Genomic DNA, 16,916 nt, shown 5'->3' with positions numbered 1-16,916 from the left:
CTGCGCCCTCGCCTCCTCACCCCGCGGCGGCCCGGCCTCGTGGCGACCCCGCCCGACGGCACGCGGCCGACCGCCCCGACGTGCGCCGAATGGAACACCGATGACCGACCTCCAGGACCCCGCCCCCGGGTTGTCCGCGACCAAGCGCGCCCTGCTCGCCCAGCGGTTGCGCGCCGCCGCGGCCGGCTCCGCGGACGCCACCGGGCCCACCCCCGCGAGCACCGTGCCCGCCCGGCCCCCGGGCGCCGAGGTACCGCTCTCCAGCGGCCAGGAACGGCTCTGGTTCATGGACCAGTTCGCCCCCGGCTCCACCGCCTGGACCCTCGCCCCGGCCCGCCGGCTGCGCGGCCCGCTCGACCGCACCGCGCTGGACGCCGCCCTCACCGACCTGCTGGCCCGGCACGAGGCGCTGCGGATGGCCTTCCCCGCCACCCCCGAGGGCACCGCACTGGTCAGGATCTCCGAACCCGGCCCGTGCGCGGCCGAGTTCGTCGACGCCACCGACGACCCGGACCCGGCCGGCCGCGCCGCCCGGGAACTCGGCGAGCGGGTGGCGCGGCCGTTCGACCTGGCCGAAGGCCCGCTGCTGCGGGCCCTGCTGGTGCGCACGGCCCCGGACGAGCACGTGCTCGCCCTGGTCATGCACCACATCGTCAGCGACGGCTGGTCGCTCGACCTCCTGCACCGCGAACTCGACGCGCTCTACGCCCGGCACGCCCACGGCACACCCGACCAACTGTCAGCGCTGCCCGTCCAGTTCGGCGACTACGCGGTGTGGCAGCGGGAGCGCCTGGGCGGCGAGGCGCTGGCCGCCTCCCGGGCGTACTGGCGCGAGGAGCTGCGCGAGGTCCCGGCCCTGGAGCTGCCCACCGACCGGCCCCGCCCGCCGGTGCTGACCTTCGAGGGCGCCGCCACCGAGTTCCACTGGAGCCCCGAACTCGGCCGCGGCATCGCCGCGTTGGCTCGCTCCGCGAACGCCTCCGGGTACATGGTGCTGATGGCCGCACTGCAGACGCTGCTCGGCCGGCACGCCGGGCAGCGGGACTTCGCGATCGGCTCGGCGGTCGCCGGCCGCCTCCACCGCGAACTGGAGGGCGTGGTCGGCCTGTTCGTCAACATGCTGCCGATCCGGGCCCGACTGGAGGGCGACCCCGCCTTCACCGAGCTGCTCCGGCGGGTGCGCGCGACCACCCTCGACGCGTACACCCACCAGGAGGTGCCGTTCGAGCAGATGGTGGCCGACCTCGACATCGAGCGCGACGTCAGCCGCTCCGCCGTCTTCCAGGTCAGCTTCGCCTTCCAGAACTACGGCGACCGCAGCGCCTCCCCCGCCACCGGCCCCGCCGGCGCGCCGGCCGCCGAGAGCTTCGGGCACGAGGCCGCCACCACCCGCACCGACCTCGCCTTCTACCTGCGGGAGAAGTCCGACGGCGGCCTGTACGGGCTGCTCACCTACCGCACCGACCTGTTCGACGCCGCCACCGTGCGGCACCTGGTCGAGCGCTTCGAACTGCTGGTCGCGGCGGCGGTCGCCGACCCGGACCGGCCGGTCTCCCGGCTGCCGCTGCTCACCCCCGGCGAGCGGCGCGACGTCCTGGAGCGGTGGGCGGCCGGGCCCGCGCTGCCCGACCCCGCCGACGGCCCCCGCACGCTCACCGGCCTGCTCGCCGCCACCGCGCGCGCCCACCCCGACCGCCCGGCCCTGGAGTTCGAGGGCCGCACCGTCGACTACCGGGAGCTGGACGAGCGCGCCAACGGCCTCGCCCGGCGGCTGCGGGCGCTCGGCGTCGGACCGGACGACCGGGTCGCGGTCTGCCTGGAGCAGTCGCCCGAGCTGGCGGTCGCCCTGGTCGGCGTGCTCAAAGCCGGCGGCGCCTACCTGCCGCTGGACCCGGAGCAGCCGCCCGCCCGCCTCGCCCACCTGGCCGCCGACGCCGGGGTGCGGGTGCTGCTCACCGACGCGGCGCTGCGCGAGCGCTTCCCCGGCTACGACGGCGCCGCGCTGCTGCTGGACACCGACCCCGCGCCGCACGACCCGCAGCCGCTGGAGGAGCTCTCGGGCGCGGACCACCTGGCCTACGTCATCTACACCTCCGGCTCCACCGGCACCCCCAAGGGTGTCGCCGTCCAGCACCGTCAGATCCTCAACTACCTGGCCGGGGTCCGGGAGCGGCTGCGGATCGAACCGGGCGCCGGCTACGGGCTGCTGCAGTCGCTCTCCTTCGACTTCAGCATCACCATGCTCTACCTCGCGTTGAGCACCGGCGGCCGGGTCCACCTGCTGCCCCGCCGGATCGCCGGAGCCGAACTCGCCGAGCGCGTCGAGGCCTTGCGCCTCGACTACCTCAAGATGACGCCCTCCCACCTGGCCGCGCTCGGTGCCGACGCCCCGATGGAGCGCCTGCTGCCGCGCCGGGCCCTGGTGCTCGGCGGCGAGGCCTCGGCCTGGCCGTGGGCCGCCGAACTCGCCGCGCTCGGCCGGTGCGCCGTCTTCAACCACTACGGCCCGACCGAGGCCACCGTCGGCGTGACCGTCCACGAGGTGACCGCCGAGGCCGCCGGCCCGGGCAGCACCCCCATCGGCACCCCGCTGGCCGGCGCCCGCTGCCACGTCCTCGACACCGCCGGGCAGCCGGTGCCGCCGGGCGTCACGGGTGAGCTGTACCTGGGCGGCGACCGGCTGGCCCGCGGCTACCTGGGCCGCCCCGACCTGACCGCCGAGCGCTTCGTCGACGACCCGTTCGGCGCGCCCGGCGACCGCCTCTACCGCACCGGCGACCTGGCCCGCTGGCGCACCGACGGCACCCTGGACTACCTGGGCCGGGCCGACGACCAGATCAAGGTGCGCGGCTACCGGGTCGAGCCCGGCGAGGTCGAGGCCGCCCTCACCGCCCTGCCCGGCATCACCCAGGCCGTCGTGCTGGCCCGCGGCGAGGGGCTGCGGCAGACCCTGGTCGGCTACCTGGAGCACCCGGGCGACAGCCCGGCCCCGACCCCGGCCGAACTGCGCGACACCCTCGCCGAGGTGCTGCCCGACTACATGGTCCCGGCCCGCTTCGTGGTGCTGGAGCGGCTGCCGCTGCTGGCCCACGGCAAGGTCGACCGACGGAACCTGCCCGAGCCCGAGGAGCCCGCCGCGAGCGGCGAGTTCGTCGAACCGGAGGGCGAGGCCGAGGAGTTCCTGGCCGCCATGTGGGCCGAGCTGCTCGGGGTGCCCCGGGTCGGCGCGCTGGACGACTTCTTCGAACTCGGCGGGCACTCCCTGCTGGCCACCCAGGTGGTCGCCAAGCTGCGCCGCGCCTACCCCGAACTCCCCACCCCGGTCGGGGTGATGGACCTCTTCAAGTACCCCACCGTGCGCCGGCTGGCCGCCCTGGTCAGCGACCCGCACGCCGACCGGGGCCCGCGCAGCCTGCTGCACCTGCTCACCCCGGCCGGCCGCAAGGTCACCGCGAGCCTGGTCTGCACGCCGTACGGCGGCGGCAGCGCGCTCATCTACAAGCCGCTCGCCGACGCCCTGCCCGCCGACTGGGCCCTGCACTCGCTGGCCGTCCCCGGCCACGAGCTGGGCGAGGAGGCGATGGACGTCGACGAGGTGGCGGCCGGCTGCGCCCAGGAGATCCTGGACACCGTCGAGGGCCGGATCGTGCTGTACGGCCACTGCGGCGTCGGCGTCCGGCTGGCCGTCGAGATCGCCCGGCGGGTGGAGGCCGCCGGGCGCGAGATCGACGCCATCCACCTCGGCGGCATCTTCCCGTTCGCCCGGCCGCGCGGTCGCGGCGCCGCCGTCGGCGAGTGGTGGGCCCGCACCGCGGACCGGCTGCGCAGCGACCAGGGCATGATCAACGCCCTGGCGGCGGCGGGCCTGGACACCGACGAGGTCGGCACCGAGCAGCTGCGCCTGATGGTGGCGAACCGGCGGATCGGCACCCGGGAGGCCGAGCAGTACTTCACCCGGCTGTTCGAGGGCATCGAGGAGGGCGGGGGCGAGGACGTCCGGATCGCCGCCCCGGTGTACGCGGTCTGCGGCGACCGGGACCCGGCCACCGAGTTCTACGAGGAGCGCTACCGCGAGTGGCACCGGCTCAGCGGCACCACCGGCGTGGTGGTGCTCGACGAGGCCGGCCACTTCTACCTCAAGTACCGGGCCGCCGAGCTCGCGGAGATCCTCACCACCGTGCACCGCTCGGTGGCGGACGGCGAGGAGGACCGGCACCGGCGCACCGAGGGCGCCACCTGGTGGCTGGCCGGGCTGTCCCGGGACGCCGCGCAGGCCCCCGAGCGCTCGGCCGCGGCGGTGCGGCCGACCATGCGCCGCTTCCTCGGCGTCGCCGCCGGCCAGCAGATCTCGATGATCGGCTCGGCGCTCACCGAGTTCGCCCTGCCGGTGTGGATCTACCTGACCACCGGCTCGCTCGCCCAGTTCGGCCTGCTGGCCGCCTGCGGTCTGGTGCCCGGCATCCTCACCGCGCCGCTGGCCGGGGCGCTGGTGGACCGCGGCGACCGGCGCCGGATCATGCTCTACGGCGACGTCGCGGCGGGCCTCACCCAGGCGGTGATGCTGCTGCTGTACCTGACCGACGCGTTGCAGGTCTGGCACGCCTACGTGCTGATCGCGATGCTGTCGACGGCGCTGACCTTCCAGCGGCTGGCCTGGAACTCGGCGGTTCCGCAGCTCGTACCGAAACGTTTCCTCGGCCGCGCCAACGGCGTCGTCCAGATGGCCTTCGGCCTCGCCCAGTTCCTGGTCCCGCTGTTCGCGGTCGGTCTGCTGTCGGCCCTCGGCCTCGGCGGCATCCTCGTGATGGACGTCGCCAGCTACGTGGTCGCCACCGGTGTCACCCTGGCCGTGCGCTTCCCCGACGTGATGGCCGCACGCCGGCGCGAGAGCGTCGCCGCCGAGATCCGGGCCGGCTTCCGGCGGGCGCTCGGCAGCCGGCACTTCCGGGCGATGCTGCTGTTCTTCGCGGTGCTCAACATCTTCCTGTCGCCGCTGTTCCTGCTCACCACCCCGCTGGTGCTCTCCTTCGCCCCGCTCGCGGCCGCCGGCTGGGTCTCGGTCGCGGCCGGACTCGGCGCGGTGCTCGGCGGGCTGACCCTGCTGGTCTGGGGCGGGCCGCGCCGGCTGCGGCTGCGCGGCGTCCTGTTCGCCACCCTCGGCCTCGCCGCCGCCTGCCTGGTGACCGGCCTGCGCCCCAGCATCTGGCCCGTGGCGCTCGGCGCCTTCGGCATGGCGTACGGGCTCGGGCTGGTCAACGGCGTCTACGCGACGATCGTGCAGACCAAGGTGCCGCTGCGCTTCCACGGCCGGGTGATCGCCGTCAACACCATGGTGGCCTGGTCCACCCTGCCGGTCGGTTTCGCCGTCGTCGCACCGCTCGGGCCGCGCCTGGTCCAGCCGTGGGTCGACGAGGACGGCGCGCTGGCCGGCACCGTCGGCCGGCTGATCGGCACCGGCGACGGCCGTGGCATCGGCCTGCTCTACCTGCTGTTCGGGCTCGCGATGGCGCTGCTGGTGCTCGTCTGCCTCGCCGTCCCGGCGCTGCGTCACTTCGACCGCGACGTCCCCGACGCCGAGCCGGACGACCTGGTCGGCCTGGCCACCCTCTCGGCCCGCGCCGAGGCCGCGTCCCCGTCCGAAGCCCTCCCCGCCGCCCCCGCGGAACCCGCCGCCGCGCGCCGTACCCGAACCGAGGCCACCATCCGATGACCACCACCGACCGGACCCCCGGCGCCGCCCGCCCCGCCGAGGCCGTCCACCCGCTCACCGAGGAACAGCGCCGGCTCTGGTTCCTCCAGCAGCTCCACCCCGCCGACGCCGGGTTCAACATGTACCTGTGCCGCCGGTGGAGCGGCCCGCTGGACGTCGCCGCGCTGCGCACCGCGCTGGAGCGGCTGACGGCCCGCCACGAACCGCTGCGCACCCGCTTCGCCCTGGACGGCGAGGCGCCCGTCCAGCTGGTCGAACCGCCCGCGCCCGTCCCGCTCGACCTGGTCGCGCTCGCGCCCGGCGCCACCGAGCAGGACTTCACCGACGCCTGCCGCCCCGCCGTCAACGCGCCGTTCGAGCTCGCCGGGCGCCCGCCGCTGCGCGCCGTCCTGGTCTCCGCCGGGCCGGACGAGCACGCGCTCGCCCTGGTCGTCCACCACATCGTCTCGGACGGCTGGTCGTTCCGGATCCTGTGGCGCGAACTGCTCGCGCTGTACCGGGAGGCGCTCGGCGAGGCGCCGGCCGCGCTCGCGCCGCTCGCCCTGCGGTACGGCGACGTCGCGCGCGCCGAGCAGGAGCGCGCGGCCGCGGGCGGCGCCGAGGCGGCGTTCCGCTACTGGGCCGAGAAGCTCGCCGGCACCGGCCGGCTGCGGCTGCCGCTGGACCACCCGCGGCCCGCCGAGCCGCTCCACCCGGCGGGCTTCGCCACCGTCGCCCTGGACCCGGAGCTGACGGCGGCCCTGGACGCGCTGGCCCGGCGCGAGCGCTGCACCCCGTTCATGGTGCTGCTGGCCGCCTACCAGTGCGTGCTCGCCCGCTGGACCGGCAGCACCGACTTCGTGGTCGGCACCCCGCTCGCGGGCCGCACCGAGGCGGCGCAGGAGGAGCTGGTCGGCTACTTCGCCCGCACCGGCGTGCTGCGCGCCGATCTCACCGGCGAGCCCGGCTTCCGCACCGTGCTGCACCGCGTCCGCACCGCCACCCTGGGCGCGCTGAGCCACCAGGACGTCCCGCTGGAGCGGCTCGCCGCCCATCTGGACCTGCCCGCCGAGGCCGGTGCGGCGCCGCTCTACCAGGCGGTGTTCGTCCACCAGAGCCAGTACGACCTGGCGGCCGGCGAGGACGGCGGCGCGGCGCTGCCCGCCGGGGTGCGCACGGCCTCCATGGACTCGGGCTTCGAGCGCGCCAAGACCGATCTGCTGCTGGACAGCTGGCGCACCCCGGACGGCGGCCTGACGCTCTCCTTCTGCTTCGACCGGGAGGTCCTCGACCCGGCGACGGTGACCGCGCTCGGCACCCGCTGCCGCGCCCTGCTGGCCGCCGCCGTCGAGGACGCCGCGGTGCCGCTGCACGGCGACTGGCTGATCGGGGCGCAGGAGCGCGCCGAGCTGCTCGCCCTGGGCACCGGTCCCGCCCCGGCGTCCACGGTCCGCCCCGTCCTCGCCCGCTTCGCCGAACGGGCCGCCGCCGCACCGGACGCCCCGGCGCTGGAGTGCGACGGCGAGGTCCTCTCCTACGGCGAACTCGACCGCCGCTCCACCGGGCTGGCCGAGCGGCTCGGCCCGGTCGCCGGGCAGCTGGTGGCCGTCCGGCTGGCGCCCTCGTTCGACCTCGTGACCGCCCTGCTGGCGATCTGGAAGGCCGGCGCGGGCTACCTGCCGCTCGACCCGGCCCACCCGCAGGAGCGGCGGCAGCTGATGCTGCGCGAGTCGGGTGCCGTCCTGCTGCTGACGGACGAGGACGGCGAGGGCCCGCGCATCCGGCCCGGCGCCGACCCGGTGACGGCCGACGGGCGCGCCGGTCTCGCCTACGTCCTCTACACCTCGGGCTCCACCGGCACCCCCAAGGCCGTGGCCGTCGACCACGCCGCGCTGGCCGCCCGCGTCGACTGGATGGCCGGCCCGGACGGCTACCGCCTGACGCCGGAGGACCGGATCGTCCAGTTCGCCTCGATCGGCTTCGACACCCACGCCGAGGAGCTGTGGCCCGCGCTCGCCACCGGCGCCCGCGTCGTCCTGCTCCCCGGCGGCGGGCGCACCCTGCCCGAGCTGCTGCGCGGCCCGCACGGCCCGTCCGTCACCGTGCTCGACCTGCCGACCGCCTACTGGGAGGAGCTGGTCTCGCACGACGAGCGCACCGCGTGGCCGGCCGCCCTGCGGCTGGTGGTGCTCGGCGGCTCCGAGGCCCGCGCCGACGCCGTCGCCCGCTGGCGCGAGCGGCACGGCGACGCCGTCCGGCTGGTCAACACCTACGGCCCGACCGAGGCCACCGTCATCGTCACCGCCGCCGACCTCGGCGCCCCGGACGCCGGGCGCCGCCCGCCGCTCGGCCGCCCGCTGCCGGGGGTGCGGCTGTACGTGCTCGACGAGCGCGGCGCCCTGCTGCCGCGCGGCTCGGAGGGCGAGCTGTACATCGGCGGCGCCGGCCTGGCCCGTGGCTACCTGGGCCGCCCGGACCTCACGGCCGCCGCGTTCGTCGACGACCCGTTCGGCGGCGGTGCGATGTACCGCACCGGCGACCGGGCCCGCTGGCGCACCGACGGCACCCTCGACTACCTCGGCCGCACCGACGAGCAGGTCAAGCTGCGCGGCTACCGGATCGAACCGGCCGAGATCGAGTCCGCCCTGACCGGCCGTCCGGACGTGCTGCGCGCCGCCGCCGTGGTGCTCGGCGGCCGCCGCCTGGTGGCGTACGCCGTCCCGGCCCCCGGTGCCGCCGGGCCCGACCCCGCCGCGCTGCGCGAGCACCTGGCCGTACGGCTGCCCGCGTACCTGGTCCCCGAGACCGTCGTCCTCCTCGACGCCCTCCCGCTGACCCTCAACGGCAAGCTCGACACCGCCGCCCTGCCCGAACCGGCCCCGGCCGCCGCGAGCCGGTACGTGGCGCCGCGCACCGACGCCGAGCAGTTGGTCACCCAGCTGTGGCAGGAGGTCCTGGGTGTGCCCCGGGTCGGCGCCCTCGACGACTTCTTCGAACTCGGCGGGGACTCGCTGCTGGTCACCCGGGTGGTCGCCCGGATCCGCGCGGGCGTCGGGCTGGACGTCCCGATCCGCGACGCCTTCGAGCTCTCCACGGCCGCCGCGCTCGCCGCGCGCGTCGAGGAACTGCTGATCGCGGAGATCGAGGCGCTCAGCGAGGACGAGGCGGCGGAGCGCCTGTCCGGCTGATCACGACCGGGGCGCGGGCGTCCACCGGGATGCCCGCGCCCCGGCGGCGGCCTTGAGATCGGCCAGCCACCCCTCCAGACCCGCCTTGAGGATCTCCGTCGCCATCGGCACGTCGGCGTCGACCTGCGGCCCGGTGTGGGTCTCCTCGGTGCTCACCTTCACCCCGCCCTCGACCCTGCTGAAGTTCCAGACGTGCACCCCGTCGATGTGCACCCCCTCCCCGACCGCCGGACCGGTCCAGCGGATGCAGGAGCCCCGCTCGACCTGACGCACGGTCGAGGTGATGTCCAGGCCGGTGGCCGGGATCCCGGTCCCCGGCGGTACGGGCGTCGTCCAGTGGAACGCCGACCCGGCCCGGAAGCGGCCGTGGTCCAGCCGCTCCGCGCTCGTGACGGGCCGCTGCCAGGACGGCCAGCGGTCGACGTCCGTCTGCAGCCTCCAGATGACGGCCGGCGGCGCGTCGATCACCGCCTCCGTCCGGTACCGCACCTGCGCGGCGGGGTCGACGCCCGCGCCCCGGCAGGTGAGCCCCTTGGCGGGCTGTGCCCCAGCGGGCACGGCGGCCCCACCGAGGATCCCGACGACCAGCGGAACCGTGATCACGGCGGCCCGGATTCCGGACATGGCATTTCCTTCCCTAGAGGCCATCCCTCTCGTTAGAAGTTCTAACTCCTCACCGTTCCGACAGTCAATAGCTTCCGTGATACCTTCTAACCATGGCGAAGACGGAGTCCACCACCCCCCGCGAGCGCTACCGCACCCAGGTGCGCGCCGAGGTCATGGAACGCGCCTGGGAGCAGATCGCCACCGCCGGCGCCTCCGCGCTCTCCCTCAACGCCATCGCCAAACGGATGGGCATGAGCGGCCCCGCCCTCTACCGCTACTTCGCCAACCGCGACGAGCTGATCACCGAACTCGTCCGCGAGGCCTACCGCAGCCTCGCCGACACCCTCGCCGCGGCCGCCGCCACCGGCGCGGACCTGCCCGCCCTCGCCCGCGCCCTGCGCAGCTGGGCCCTCACCGACCCCCAGCGCTACCTGCTGGTCTACGGCACCCCGATCCCCGGCTACCAGGCGCCCGAGGACACCACCGCGATCTCCCGGGAGATCGCCACCACCCTGCTCGACGCCTGCGCCGCCGCCCTCCCCCCGGCCTCCCCCGCGTCCCCTCTCGGCACCCACCTCGCCGACCACCGCGCCTGGGCCACCGACCACCCCGCCCCACCCGAGGCCCTCGCCCTCTTCCTCACCCTCTGGACCCGCCTCCACGGCGTCCTGTCCCTCGAACTCGCCGGCCACTTCACCGGCATGCGGTTCGACCCCGAGGTCCTCTTCGAGTCCGAACTCGCCGCCCTGCTCGCCTGACGCGGCGTCGGCTCGGGTCCGGCCCGGCGAGGACCGTTCGACGGCGCACCAGTATCGTTCGACCGACGGAGCACCCGATCGGGAGGTCGACCGCATGCTGGACGAGTTGGACGAGTTCTGCGCCCGGGCCCTGGCGGAACACGGCTGCGCGTCCACCTCCGTCGCCGTGGCCTCGGGCGACGAACTCGTGCTCACCCGGGCCTACGGCCGGGCGAGCGTCGCCGACCGGCGGCCGGCCACTCCGGAGACGGTCTACGGGCTGGCCTCCATCACCAAGGCCTTCACCGCCACGGCCGTCTGCCTGGCCGCCGACGAGGGCCTGCTGGACCTCGACACCCCGGTCCCCGGCAGCTTCCCGTGGACCGCGCCGACACCGCGCCAACTGCTCCGGCACCGCGGCGGGTTCCCGGCGTTCTACAACTTCCACTACGGCCCCGGCCCGCTGCCCGTCGACATCGACCGCTACCGCACGCTCGTCCGCGAACCGGGGACCGACTTCGAGTACTCCAACATCGGCTACCACGAGCTGGGCAGCCTGCTGGAGGCCGTGACCGGCCAGGACCTGGGCGACTACCTGCGCGAGCGGATCGCCGACCCGCTCGGCCTGAGCGGCTTCGGGTTCGGCGCGGCCTACCCCGGGCCGGCGCCCGTCGCCCGGCGCTACTCCGCCGACGGCCGCGCGTACCCCACCTGCTTCACCGGTCACCCCGCCGCGGGCGCCGGCTGGGCCACCGCCGGCGACGTCGCGCTCTTCGCCCGGACCGCCTCCCGCCTGCTCGAACCCGCCACGGTCGCCGCCATGCACGAGGCCGTGCCGTTCAACGAGCACCTCGGCTACGGGTTCGGCCGGGTCGTCTCGCGCGGCGCCGGACCGGTGGTCCACAGCCACGGCGGCGGCATGGGCGGCATCGCCACGATGATGATCGACGTCCCCGAGCGCGAGCTCTCGGTCGCCGTCCTCACCAACTCCACCGACAAGGCGGCCCGCGACGCGATCGTCGCCCACCTCATGGCCGCCCTGGCCCCCGGCTTCTCGGCCGACCACCTCAACCCGACCACCGAGCAGCCCCGCCCGGTGAAACTGCCGCAGGGCGAGTGGACCGGAGAGATCCGCGCGGCGGGAGCGGACATCCCCCTGCGGCTCACGATCCTGACCGGCGATCAGGTCGAAATCCGCCTGGCCGACCACCCACCGCTCACCACCCCGGCCACCGCCTCCCAGCGCTGGGACCTGCGCACGATCGCCCCACTACAACTCCCCACCCCCGACGCCCTCCTGAACAGCCCCAGCCTCGCCCTCGACCTCCGCATCGAACCGTGCCGCCTGGCCGGCCGGGCCACCGCCTTCAAGGACGGCGACCACAGCGGCTGGCTCGGCCCCTACCTGGTCCACCCCTGCGCCCTGACGTCCCGCTGACGTCCCGCTGACGTCCCGCTGACGTCCCACGGACGCCGGCACAGCACGGGCGACAGGTCGCCGAGTGGACTGCCGGGGGACAACTCGGGTGATCTTTCCGTTTTCCGGGCATCAGGACTGGGCGGGAAGGGGGCGGGCATGGCGGAGGGCGGCCCGGCGGAGACATCAGGGGACGGGCGGGGACCGGAGCCCGGCGAGACCGGACGACAGGACGGCAGGCGCAGGCGGCGGGAGCTGTTCCTGTCGCTGCCCGCTCTGATCGTCACGACGGCGGTGGTGGGGGTCGTCTCGTGGGGCGTCACACGGCTCACGGACGGGGCGAATTCGCTCGCCCGGACCACGGGCCCGCTCGCCACGGTCTCCGTCGAGACCAACCCGAAGAAGGTCGGCGCGTTCGAGGACACGGGCATTCAGGGCGTGCTGCCCGCGGGCGCCGCGCCCACCACGGGACCGGGGACCGGGTGCACCGGGTTCCACGACTGGCTGATCAAGAACGCCGGGACGGACGCCGGCGCGAGCAGGCTCCAGGTAACGGTCCAGGGCAACGCCGAACGGCAGGTGCAGATCTCCAACGTCCGCGTGGTGGTCGCCTCCCGGGAGGAGCCGCCGGCCTCGGTGGGTGTCAGCTGCCCCACCGCCGGCCAGGCCAACCTCCGGTTCCTCACCATCGACCTGGACAGCCCGCAGCCCCGCGCCACGTACACGTCCGAGGACGGCGCGCCGTTCGGCTTCACGGTCGAGTCCGGCGAGATCGAGACGTTCCTGATCTCCGCGACGGCCCAACAGGCGCTCTACCACTGGTACCTGGAATTCGACCTGGTCTCGGGGACCAAGCGCACGACGGTGCGGGTCGACGACGGCGGGAAGAGCTTCCGCACGGCGCCCCTGCCGGCCGCGCCCGGCTGGGCGTGGGACTACAAGAGCACCTGGACGTCCACCACCTCCGGCCGGACCATTGCCGTCGGTGAGCCCCTCGTCCCGCCGTCGCCCGGTGCGAAGGACGCGCCATGAGCGGCGTCCGGGCGCGGGTGCTCGCGCTGGTCCTCGTCTGCCTCGCGGCGGTCGGCGCCGGGATCGGGGTGGGCCGGTGGCAGTCGGACGCCCCGGCCGCCGACGGCGCCGACGACCAGACGCCGGCACGTGCCCCGTACACGCTCACGGAGGTACCGCTCCCCGGCGGCGACGCGGGGCGGGCGACCGCGAGCGCCGCGCTCGGCAACGGCCTCCTGCTCGTGGGCACGTCGAACGGGCGCGTCTACTACGTCGATCCCGCCAACGGCGCGACCAGGCTGATGACCCCCACACCCGCCCCCGTACGGAGCATCCGGGTCTCGGCGGACGGCGGGACGGCCGCCGTGCTGAGCGAGGACGGCGCGGTGCGGGTGATGAACCTCTCCCGCACCACCCCGACCGACTTCACCATCGACCCGCTCGAGGGACCGGGCGGCCTGTCCCCGGACGGCGGGCTCTTCGTCTACGGCAGCTTCGAGCCCACCGTGGTGGACGTGACCACCGGGAGGACGAGCACCCTGCCGGAGAAGCCGGTCCCGGACGGGGGCCGCACGGCCTACGAGGACTGGGCGGTCACCGGCGACGGGCTGGTCCGCGCGGCCGGCCTGGAGGGCGTGGAGACCTGGGACCCCGCCGATCCGGACCGCGTCGGCGAGACGATCGGGTGCGGGTGCGCCTCCCGGAGCGTGCGGTTCAACGGCGACGGCAGCCTCGCGACCTTCGGCACCGCCGACGGCCACACCGTCGTCGTCGACCTCACGACGGGCCGGGTGCGCTCCGACAAGACCGTCGCCGTCGGCGACTTCACCATCATCTGGACCGCCGCGGTCCTCGGCGACGGCCGTCGCGCGGCGGCCGGAACGCCCTCCGGTGTGGTGGTCTGGGACGTCGAGGGCCGGCGCGTCGTCTGGGAGCACGCCTTCCCCGGCCACCACGTGGAGCAGGTCGGCGCCGTCCCCCACAGCACGGCGCTGTTCATCCGGACCGTTCAGGACGGCGATTCGGGAGATGCGGTCGGCTCCAGGCTGTGGCTCGCCTCCCCCGCCGCCGGATGACCCTCGGCAACGGGAGGGGCGAAGGGGCCCGGGGCGGTGAACGCCAGGGTCGCGAAGCGCCGGGCGATGTGGTGGTGGGTGGCGGCGTCCGGGTGGAGCCGGTCGGGCAGCGGGAGGGCGGTGGCGTCGGCCTCGCCGTAGAGCTCGCGACCGTCGAGGTAGTGGAGGTTCGGGTCGGCGGCGGCCCGCTGTCCGACGATGCGGGCCAGCTCCTCGCGGATGACGCCGAGTGTCAGCTTTCCGCTCGCGCGCTCGGCGGGGTCGCCCGTCGCGCGGACCAGGACGCGTCCGGCACGCAGGGCGGCCAGGTCGAGGGTGCTGGGGCCGGGGGTGTCCTCGACGATGGGGCACAGGATGGGCGAGACGACCAGCAGCGGGGTGCCGGGGTGACCGTCGCGGATGGTGTCGAGGAAGCCGTGGACGGCGGGGACGAAGGCGCGCAGGCGCATCAGGTCGTGGTTGACCAGATTGATGCCGATCTTGATGCTGATCAGGTCGGCGGGGGTGTCCCGCAGGGTGCGGGCGGTGAAGGGGTCGAGCAGGGCGCTGCCGCCCAGGCCCAGGTTGATCAGTTCCACGCCGCCGGCGGCGGCGGCCAGGGCGGGCCAGGTGGTGGTGGGGCTCGCGGCGTCGGAGCCGTGGCTGATGGAACTCCCGTGGTGCAGCCAGACCGTGCGGCCCCGGTCCGGCACGGGCTCGACGGGGGCGTCGGTCCGCAGCGCGACCAGTTCGGTGGTCTCGTTGTACGGCAGCCAGATCTCGACGTCCTTGAGCCGGTCGGGCAGGCCGGCGAAGCGGAGGGTGCCGACGGGGCCGGGGCGGCGCTCGGCGGTCCTGGTGGCGATGTCGACGGTCAGCGTGTCGCCGCCGGCCACGCTCGCCCGGCCGGCGAGGCGGCCGTCGACGAGCAGGTCGTAGACGCCGTCGGGGCGTGCCGGGGCGCCCGCGTAGACGGTCTTGGTGGGGACGGTGTCCAGTTCGAGAGCGGTCGCCCGGGTGCGGAAGACCAGCCGTACACCGGACGGCTGGGACTGCGCCCTGGCCAACTGGGGGTCCGCGCACTGGGCGCGGGCCCAGGCGGGCAGCCGGTGCGGCAGCAGGCCGCGCTCGGTCCGCTCCACGTCGAGGGCCCCGCGCAGCAGGTCCGCGGTGACGGGTGCGGTGATCCAGCCGCGCGGATCGTCCTGGTGGTCCATGGTCTCGTCCTGCCCGTCGGGGTCGGGTGGTGGCGGTGCAGCTCCCCTGCCGCTCCGGCCAGGCATCTAGACGTCTAGATGCCTGACTGCCGCGGATGCTATCCGCCAACGGGTCGCACCCGGCTGAACACCAGGAGAACTTCACGGGTACGGAGCAGGAGGTCAATCCCGCTCGCCACGTCCGTCAGCCGGCGAGGCGTCTGCGGCGGGCCCGCTGGCGGCAGGTGGCACCGCAGTAGCGGCCCGGGCGGCCGGTGGTGCGGGCGGTGAGGGCGGCCCCGCACTCCTCGCAGGTCGTCACGGACTCGCCGCAGGTCGTCACGGTCTCGCCGCACCCGTCACGGAAGGGCGGATGTTTCGTGACGGAAGTGGTGGACCGCAGCCCGTCCAGGGTCAGCCGGACGAGCTTGAGCCCGGCCGAGCGGTCGCGGCGGGCGGTGAGCGTCGAGACGCATCCGACGGTGAGCGCCACGACGTCCCCGGGGGTGAGGTCGGCGCGGACGCCGCCGGCCCGCTGGGCCGCGTGCAGCAGCGCGGCCAGGACCTGGCGGAAGCGCAGCAGGGCGGCCGTGAGCAGCGGGCGCGGCCAGGTCCGGTCACCGGTCACCACATCGCAGATGTGCCCGCGTCTGCTGGACAGTTCGACGACGTCCAGCAGGAATCCGAAGAACGCCTCGGTGGGCGCGCAGCGGGCGGCCTGGCGTTCGCCGGAGGCGACCAGGTCGTCCAGGTGCTGGGTGAACACCGCCTCCAGGAGGGCCTGTTTGCTCGGGAAGTGCCGGTAGACGGTGCCGGCGCCGACACCCGCCCGTCGGGCGATCTCGCCGAGCGGGACGTCGAGCCCCAGCTCCGCCATCGCCTCGACGGCGGCGGCCAGCACCCTGGCCCGGTTGCGGCGGGCGTCCGCGCGGTCCCCGCCGATCACTGTCGTCATGTCACGAAACCCCTTGTCCACCGGACCAAACGGGTTGCAGTGTTCCAGATACCCCGGGCCGACCGCATCAGTGCGGAGCCATCGGTCCCGGGAGACGGAGGAGGAACGACATGACCACCGACCACGACTCCGCCTGGGCCACCATCGCCGTGACCGGCGCCACCGGCAAGCAGGGCGGCGCGACGGCACGCCGCCTGCTGGCCGGGGGCCGGCGGGTCCGCGCGCTGGTCCGGGACGAGTCCACCCCCGCCGCCTCGGCGCTGCGGGCCGCGGGAGCGGAGCTGGCCGTCGCGGACTTCGACGAACCGTCGAGCCTGGGACCGGCGCTGGCCGGCGTCACCGCGCTCTTCGCCGTACCGCCGGTCGCCTACGGACCGGCGGGCAGCGACCCGGAGTCGGAGTTCGCCCGGGGCCGGGCCCTGGTCGACGCGGCGACCTTCGCGGAGGTCCGCCAGGTGGTGTTCACCGGCGTCGCCTCGACCTCGGGCGCGGCGTTCGCGGCGCCGGGTAAGCGGCGCATCGAGCAGTACCTGCACGAGCGCATCCCGCTCGTGACCGTGCTGCGCCCGGTGCGGTTCATGACGAACTACCTCGGGGTGACCGGCGTGGGCCTCGACGGACTCGTCGACGGGGTCCACCGGCACCTGTTCACGCCGGACGCGCCGCTCCAGATCATCGCGCTGGAGGACATCGCCGAGTTCGCGGCCCTCGCCTTCGAGCAGCCCGACCGGTTCGCCGGACGCACGCTGGAGCTGGCCGGTGACGCCCCGACCCCGGTCGAGGCCGCCGCCGCGATCAGCGCCGCGACCGGAATCGCGGTGCGCTACGAGCAGGTCACCCACGACGAGGCGGCCGCCTTGAACCCGGAGTTCGCCGAAGTCCGGCAGCAGTGGGACGCCGGCCACCGCTGGCACGCGGACATCGAGGCGCTGCGGGTCATCCACCCCGGCCTGCGCACCTTCGCCGACTGGCTCGCCGAGTCCGGCGCCGCCGCGCTGCGGGCCCGGCTCCTCGGCGAGCAGCCCGCGCCGCGGACGGTCTGACGGCGCACGGCCGGCCGTG

General features: G+C 75.3%; 10 protein-coding genes. 7 read left to right on the top strand and 3 right to left on the bottom strand.

Annotated features, from left to right (window positions below):
* The first annotated feature begins 100 nt into the window (after positions 1–100).
* Complete coding sequence (locus ABT093_RS11470) at positions 101–5,710, top strand: non-ribosomal peptide synthetase/MFS transporter (protein WP_350562923.1); 5,610 nt, start codon at positions 101–103, stop codon at positions 5,708–5,710.
* A complete protein-coding gene (locus tag ABT093_RS11465; protein WP_350562921.1) occupies positions 5,707–8,877 on the top strand; it encodes a non-ribosomal peptide synthetase in 3,171 nt (1,056 codons plus the stop codon). The genes ABT093_RS11470 and ABT093_RS11465 overlap by 4 nt, the downstream gene beginning before the upstream one ends.
* Here the strand turns inward: ABT093_RS11465 and ABT093_RS11460 are convergent, their stop codons facing one another.
* Positions 8,878–9,501, bottom strand: coding sequence for an SRPBCC family protein (locus tag ABT093_RS11460; protein WP_350562919.1), 624 nt, complete (start codon positions 9,499–9,501; stop codon positions 8,878–8,880).
* 92 nt (positions 9,502–9,593) lie between these two features.
* On the opposite strand from ABT093_RS11460, the gene ABT093_RS11455 reads away from it, so the two are divergent.
* The 4 genes from ABT093_RS11455 to ABT093_RS11440 all read left to right on the top strand — a co-directional run bounded on the left by ABT093_RS11455 (position 9,594) and on the right by ABT093_RS11440 (position 13,724).
* Complete coding sequence (locus ABT093_RS11455; RefSeq protein ID WP_350562917.1) at positions 9,594–10,241, top strand: TetR/AcrR family transcriptional regulator; 648 nt, start codon at positions 9,594–9,596, stop codon at positions 10,239–10,241.
* A 94-nt stretch (positions 10,242–10,335) separates the two neighbouring features.
* Entirely contained in the window at positions 10,336–11,658 is a 1,323-nt protein-coding gene (locus tag ABT093_RS11450; RefSeq protein WP_350562915.1) for a serine hydrolase domain-containing protein, read from the top strand.
* 138 nt (positions 11,659–11,796) lie between these two features.
* On the top strand, positions 11,797–12,669 hold the full coding sequence (locus tag ABT093_RS11445; RefSeq protein ID WP_350562913.1) for a hypothetical protein: 873 nt from the start codon (positions 11,797–11,799) through the stop codon (positions 12,667–12,669).
* Positions 12,666–13,724: a WD40 repeat domain-containing protein gene (locus tag ABT093_RS11440; protein ID WP_350562911.1), complete on the top strand. Its 1,059-nt coding sequence runs from the start codon at positions 12,666–12,668 to the stop codon at positions 13,722–13,724. The genes ABT093_RS11445 and ABT093_RS11440 overlap by 4 nt, the downstream gene beginning before the upstream one ends.
* Here ABT093_RS11440 and ABT093_RS11435 read toward each other — a convergent pair.
* Together ABT093_RS11435 and ABT093_RS11430 are read right to left on the bottom strand one after the other, a co-directional pair.
* Positions 13,658–14,920: a GDSL-type esterase/lipase family protein gene (locus ABT093_RS11435; RefSeq protein ID WP_350562909.1), complete on the bottom strand. Its 1,263-nt coding sequence runs from the start codon at positions 14,918–14,920 to the stop codon at positions 13,658–13,660. The two genes, ABT093_RS11440 and ABT093_RS11435, sit on opposite strands and share 67 nt — an antisense overlap.
* A 184-nt stretch (positions 14,921–15,104) precedes the next feature.
* Positions 15,105–15,854, bottom strand: a complete 750-nt coding sequence (locus tag ABT093_RS11430; RefSeq protein ID WP_350562907.1) for a TetR/AcrR family transcriptional regulator — start codon at positions 15,852–15,854, stop codon at positions 15,105–15,107.
* 110 nt (positions 15,855–15,964) lie between these two features.
* Between ABT093_RS11430 and ABT093_RS11425 the strand changes: the two genes are divergently transcribed.
* Positions 15,965–16,897, top strand: a complete 933-nt coding sequence (locus ABT093_RS11425; protein ID WP_350562905.1) for an NmrA family NAD(P)-binding protein — start codon at positions 15,965–15,967, stop codon at positions 16,895–16,897.
* Positions 16,898–16,916: the final 19 nt, after the last annotated feature.

This window comes from Kitasatospora sp. NPDC002551, assembly GCF_040296005.1.
In the GTDB taxonomy this organism is placed as follows: domain Bacteria; phylum Actinomycetota; class Actinomycetes; order Streptomycetales; family Streptomycetaceae; genus Kitasatospora.
Note: the sequence above shows the minus strand (reverse complement) of the source record. Positions and strands in the feature narration are given on the sequence as shown.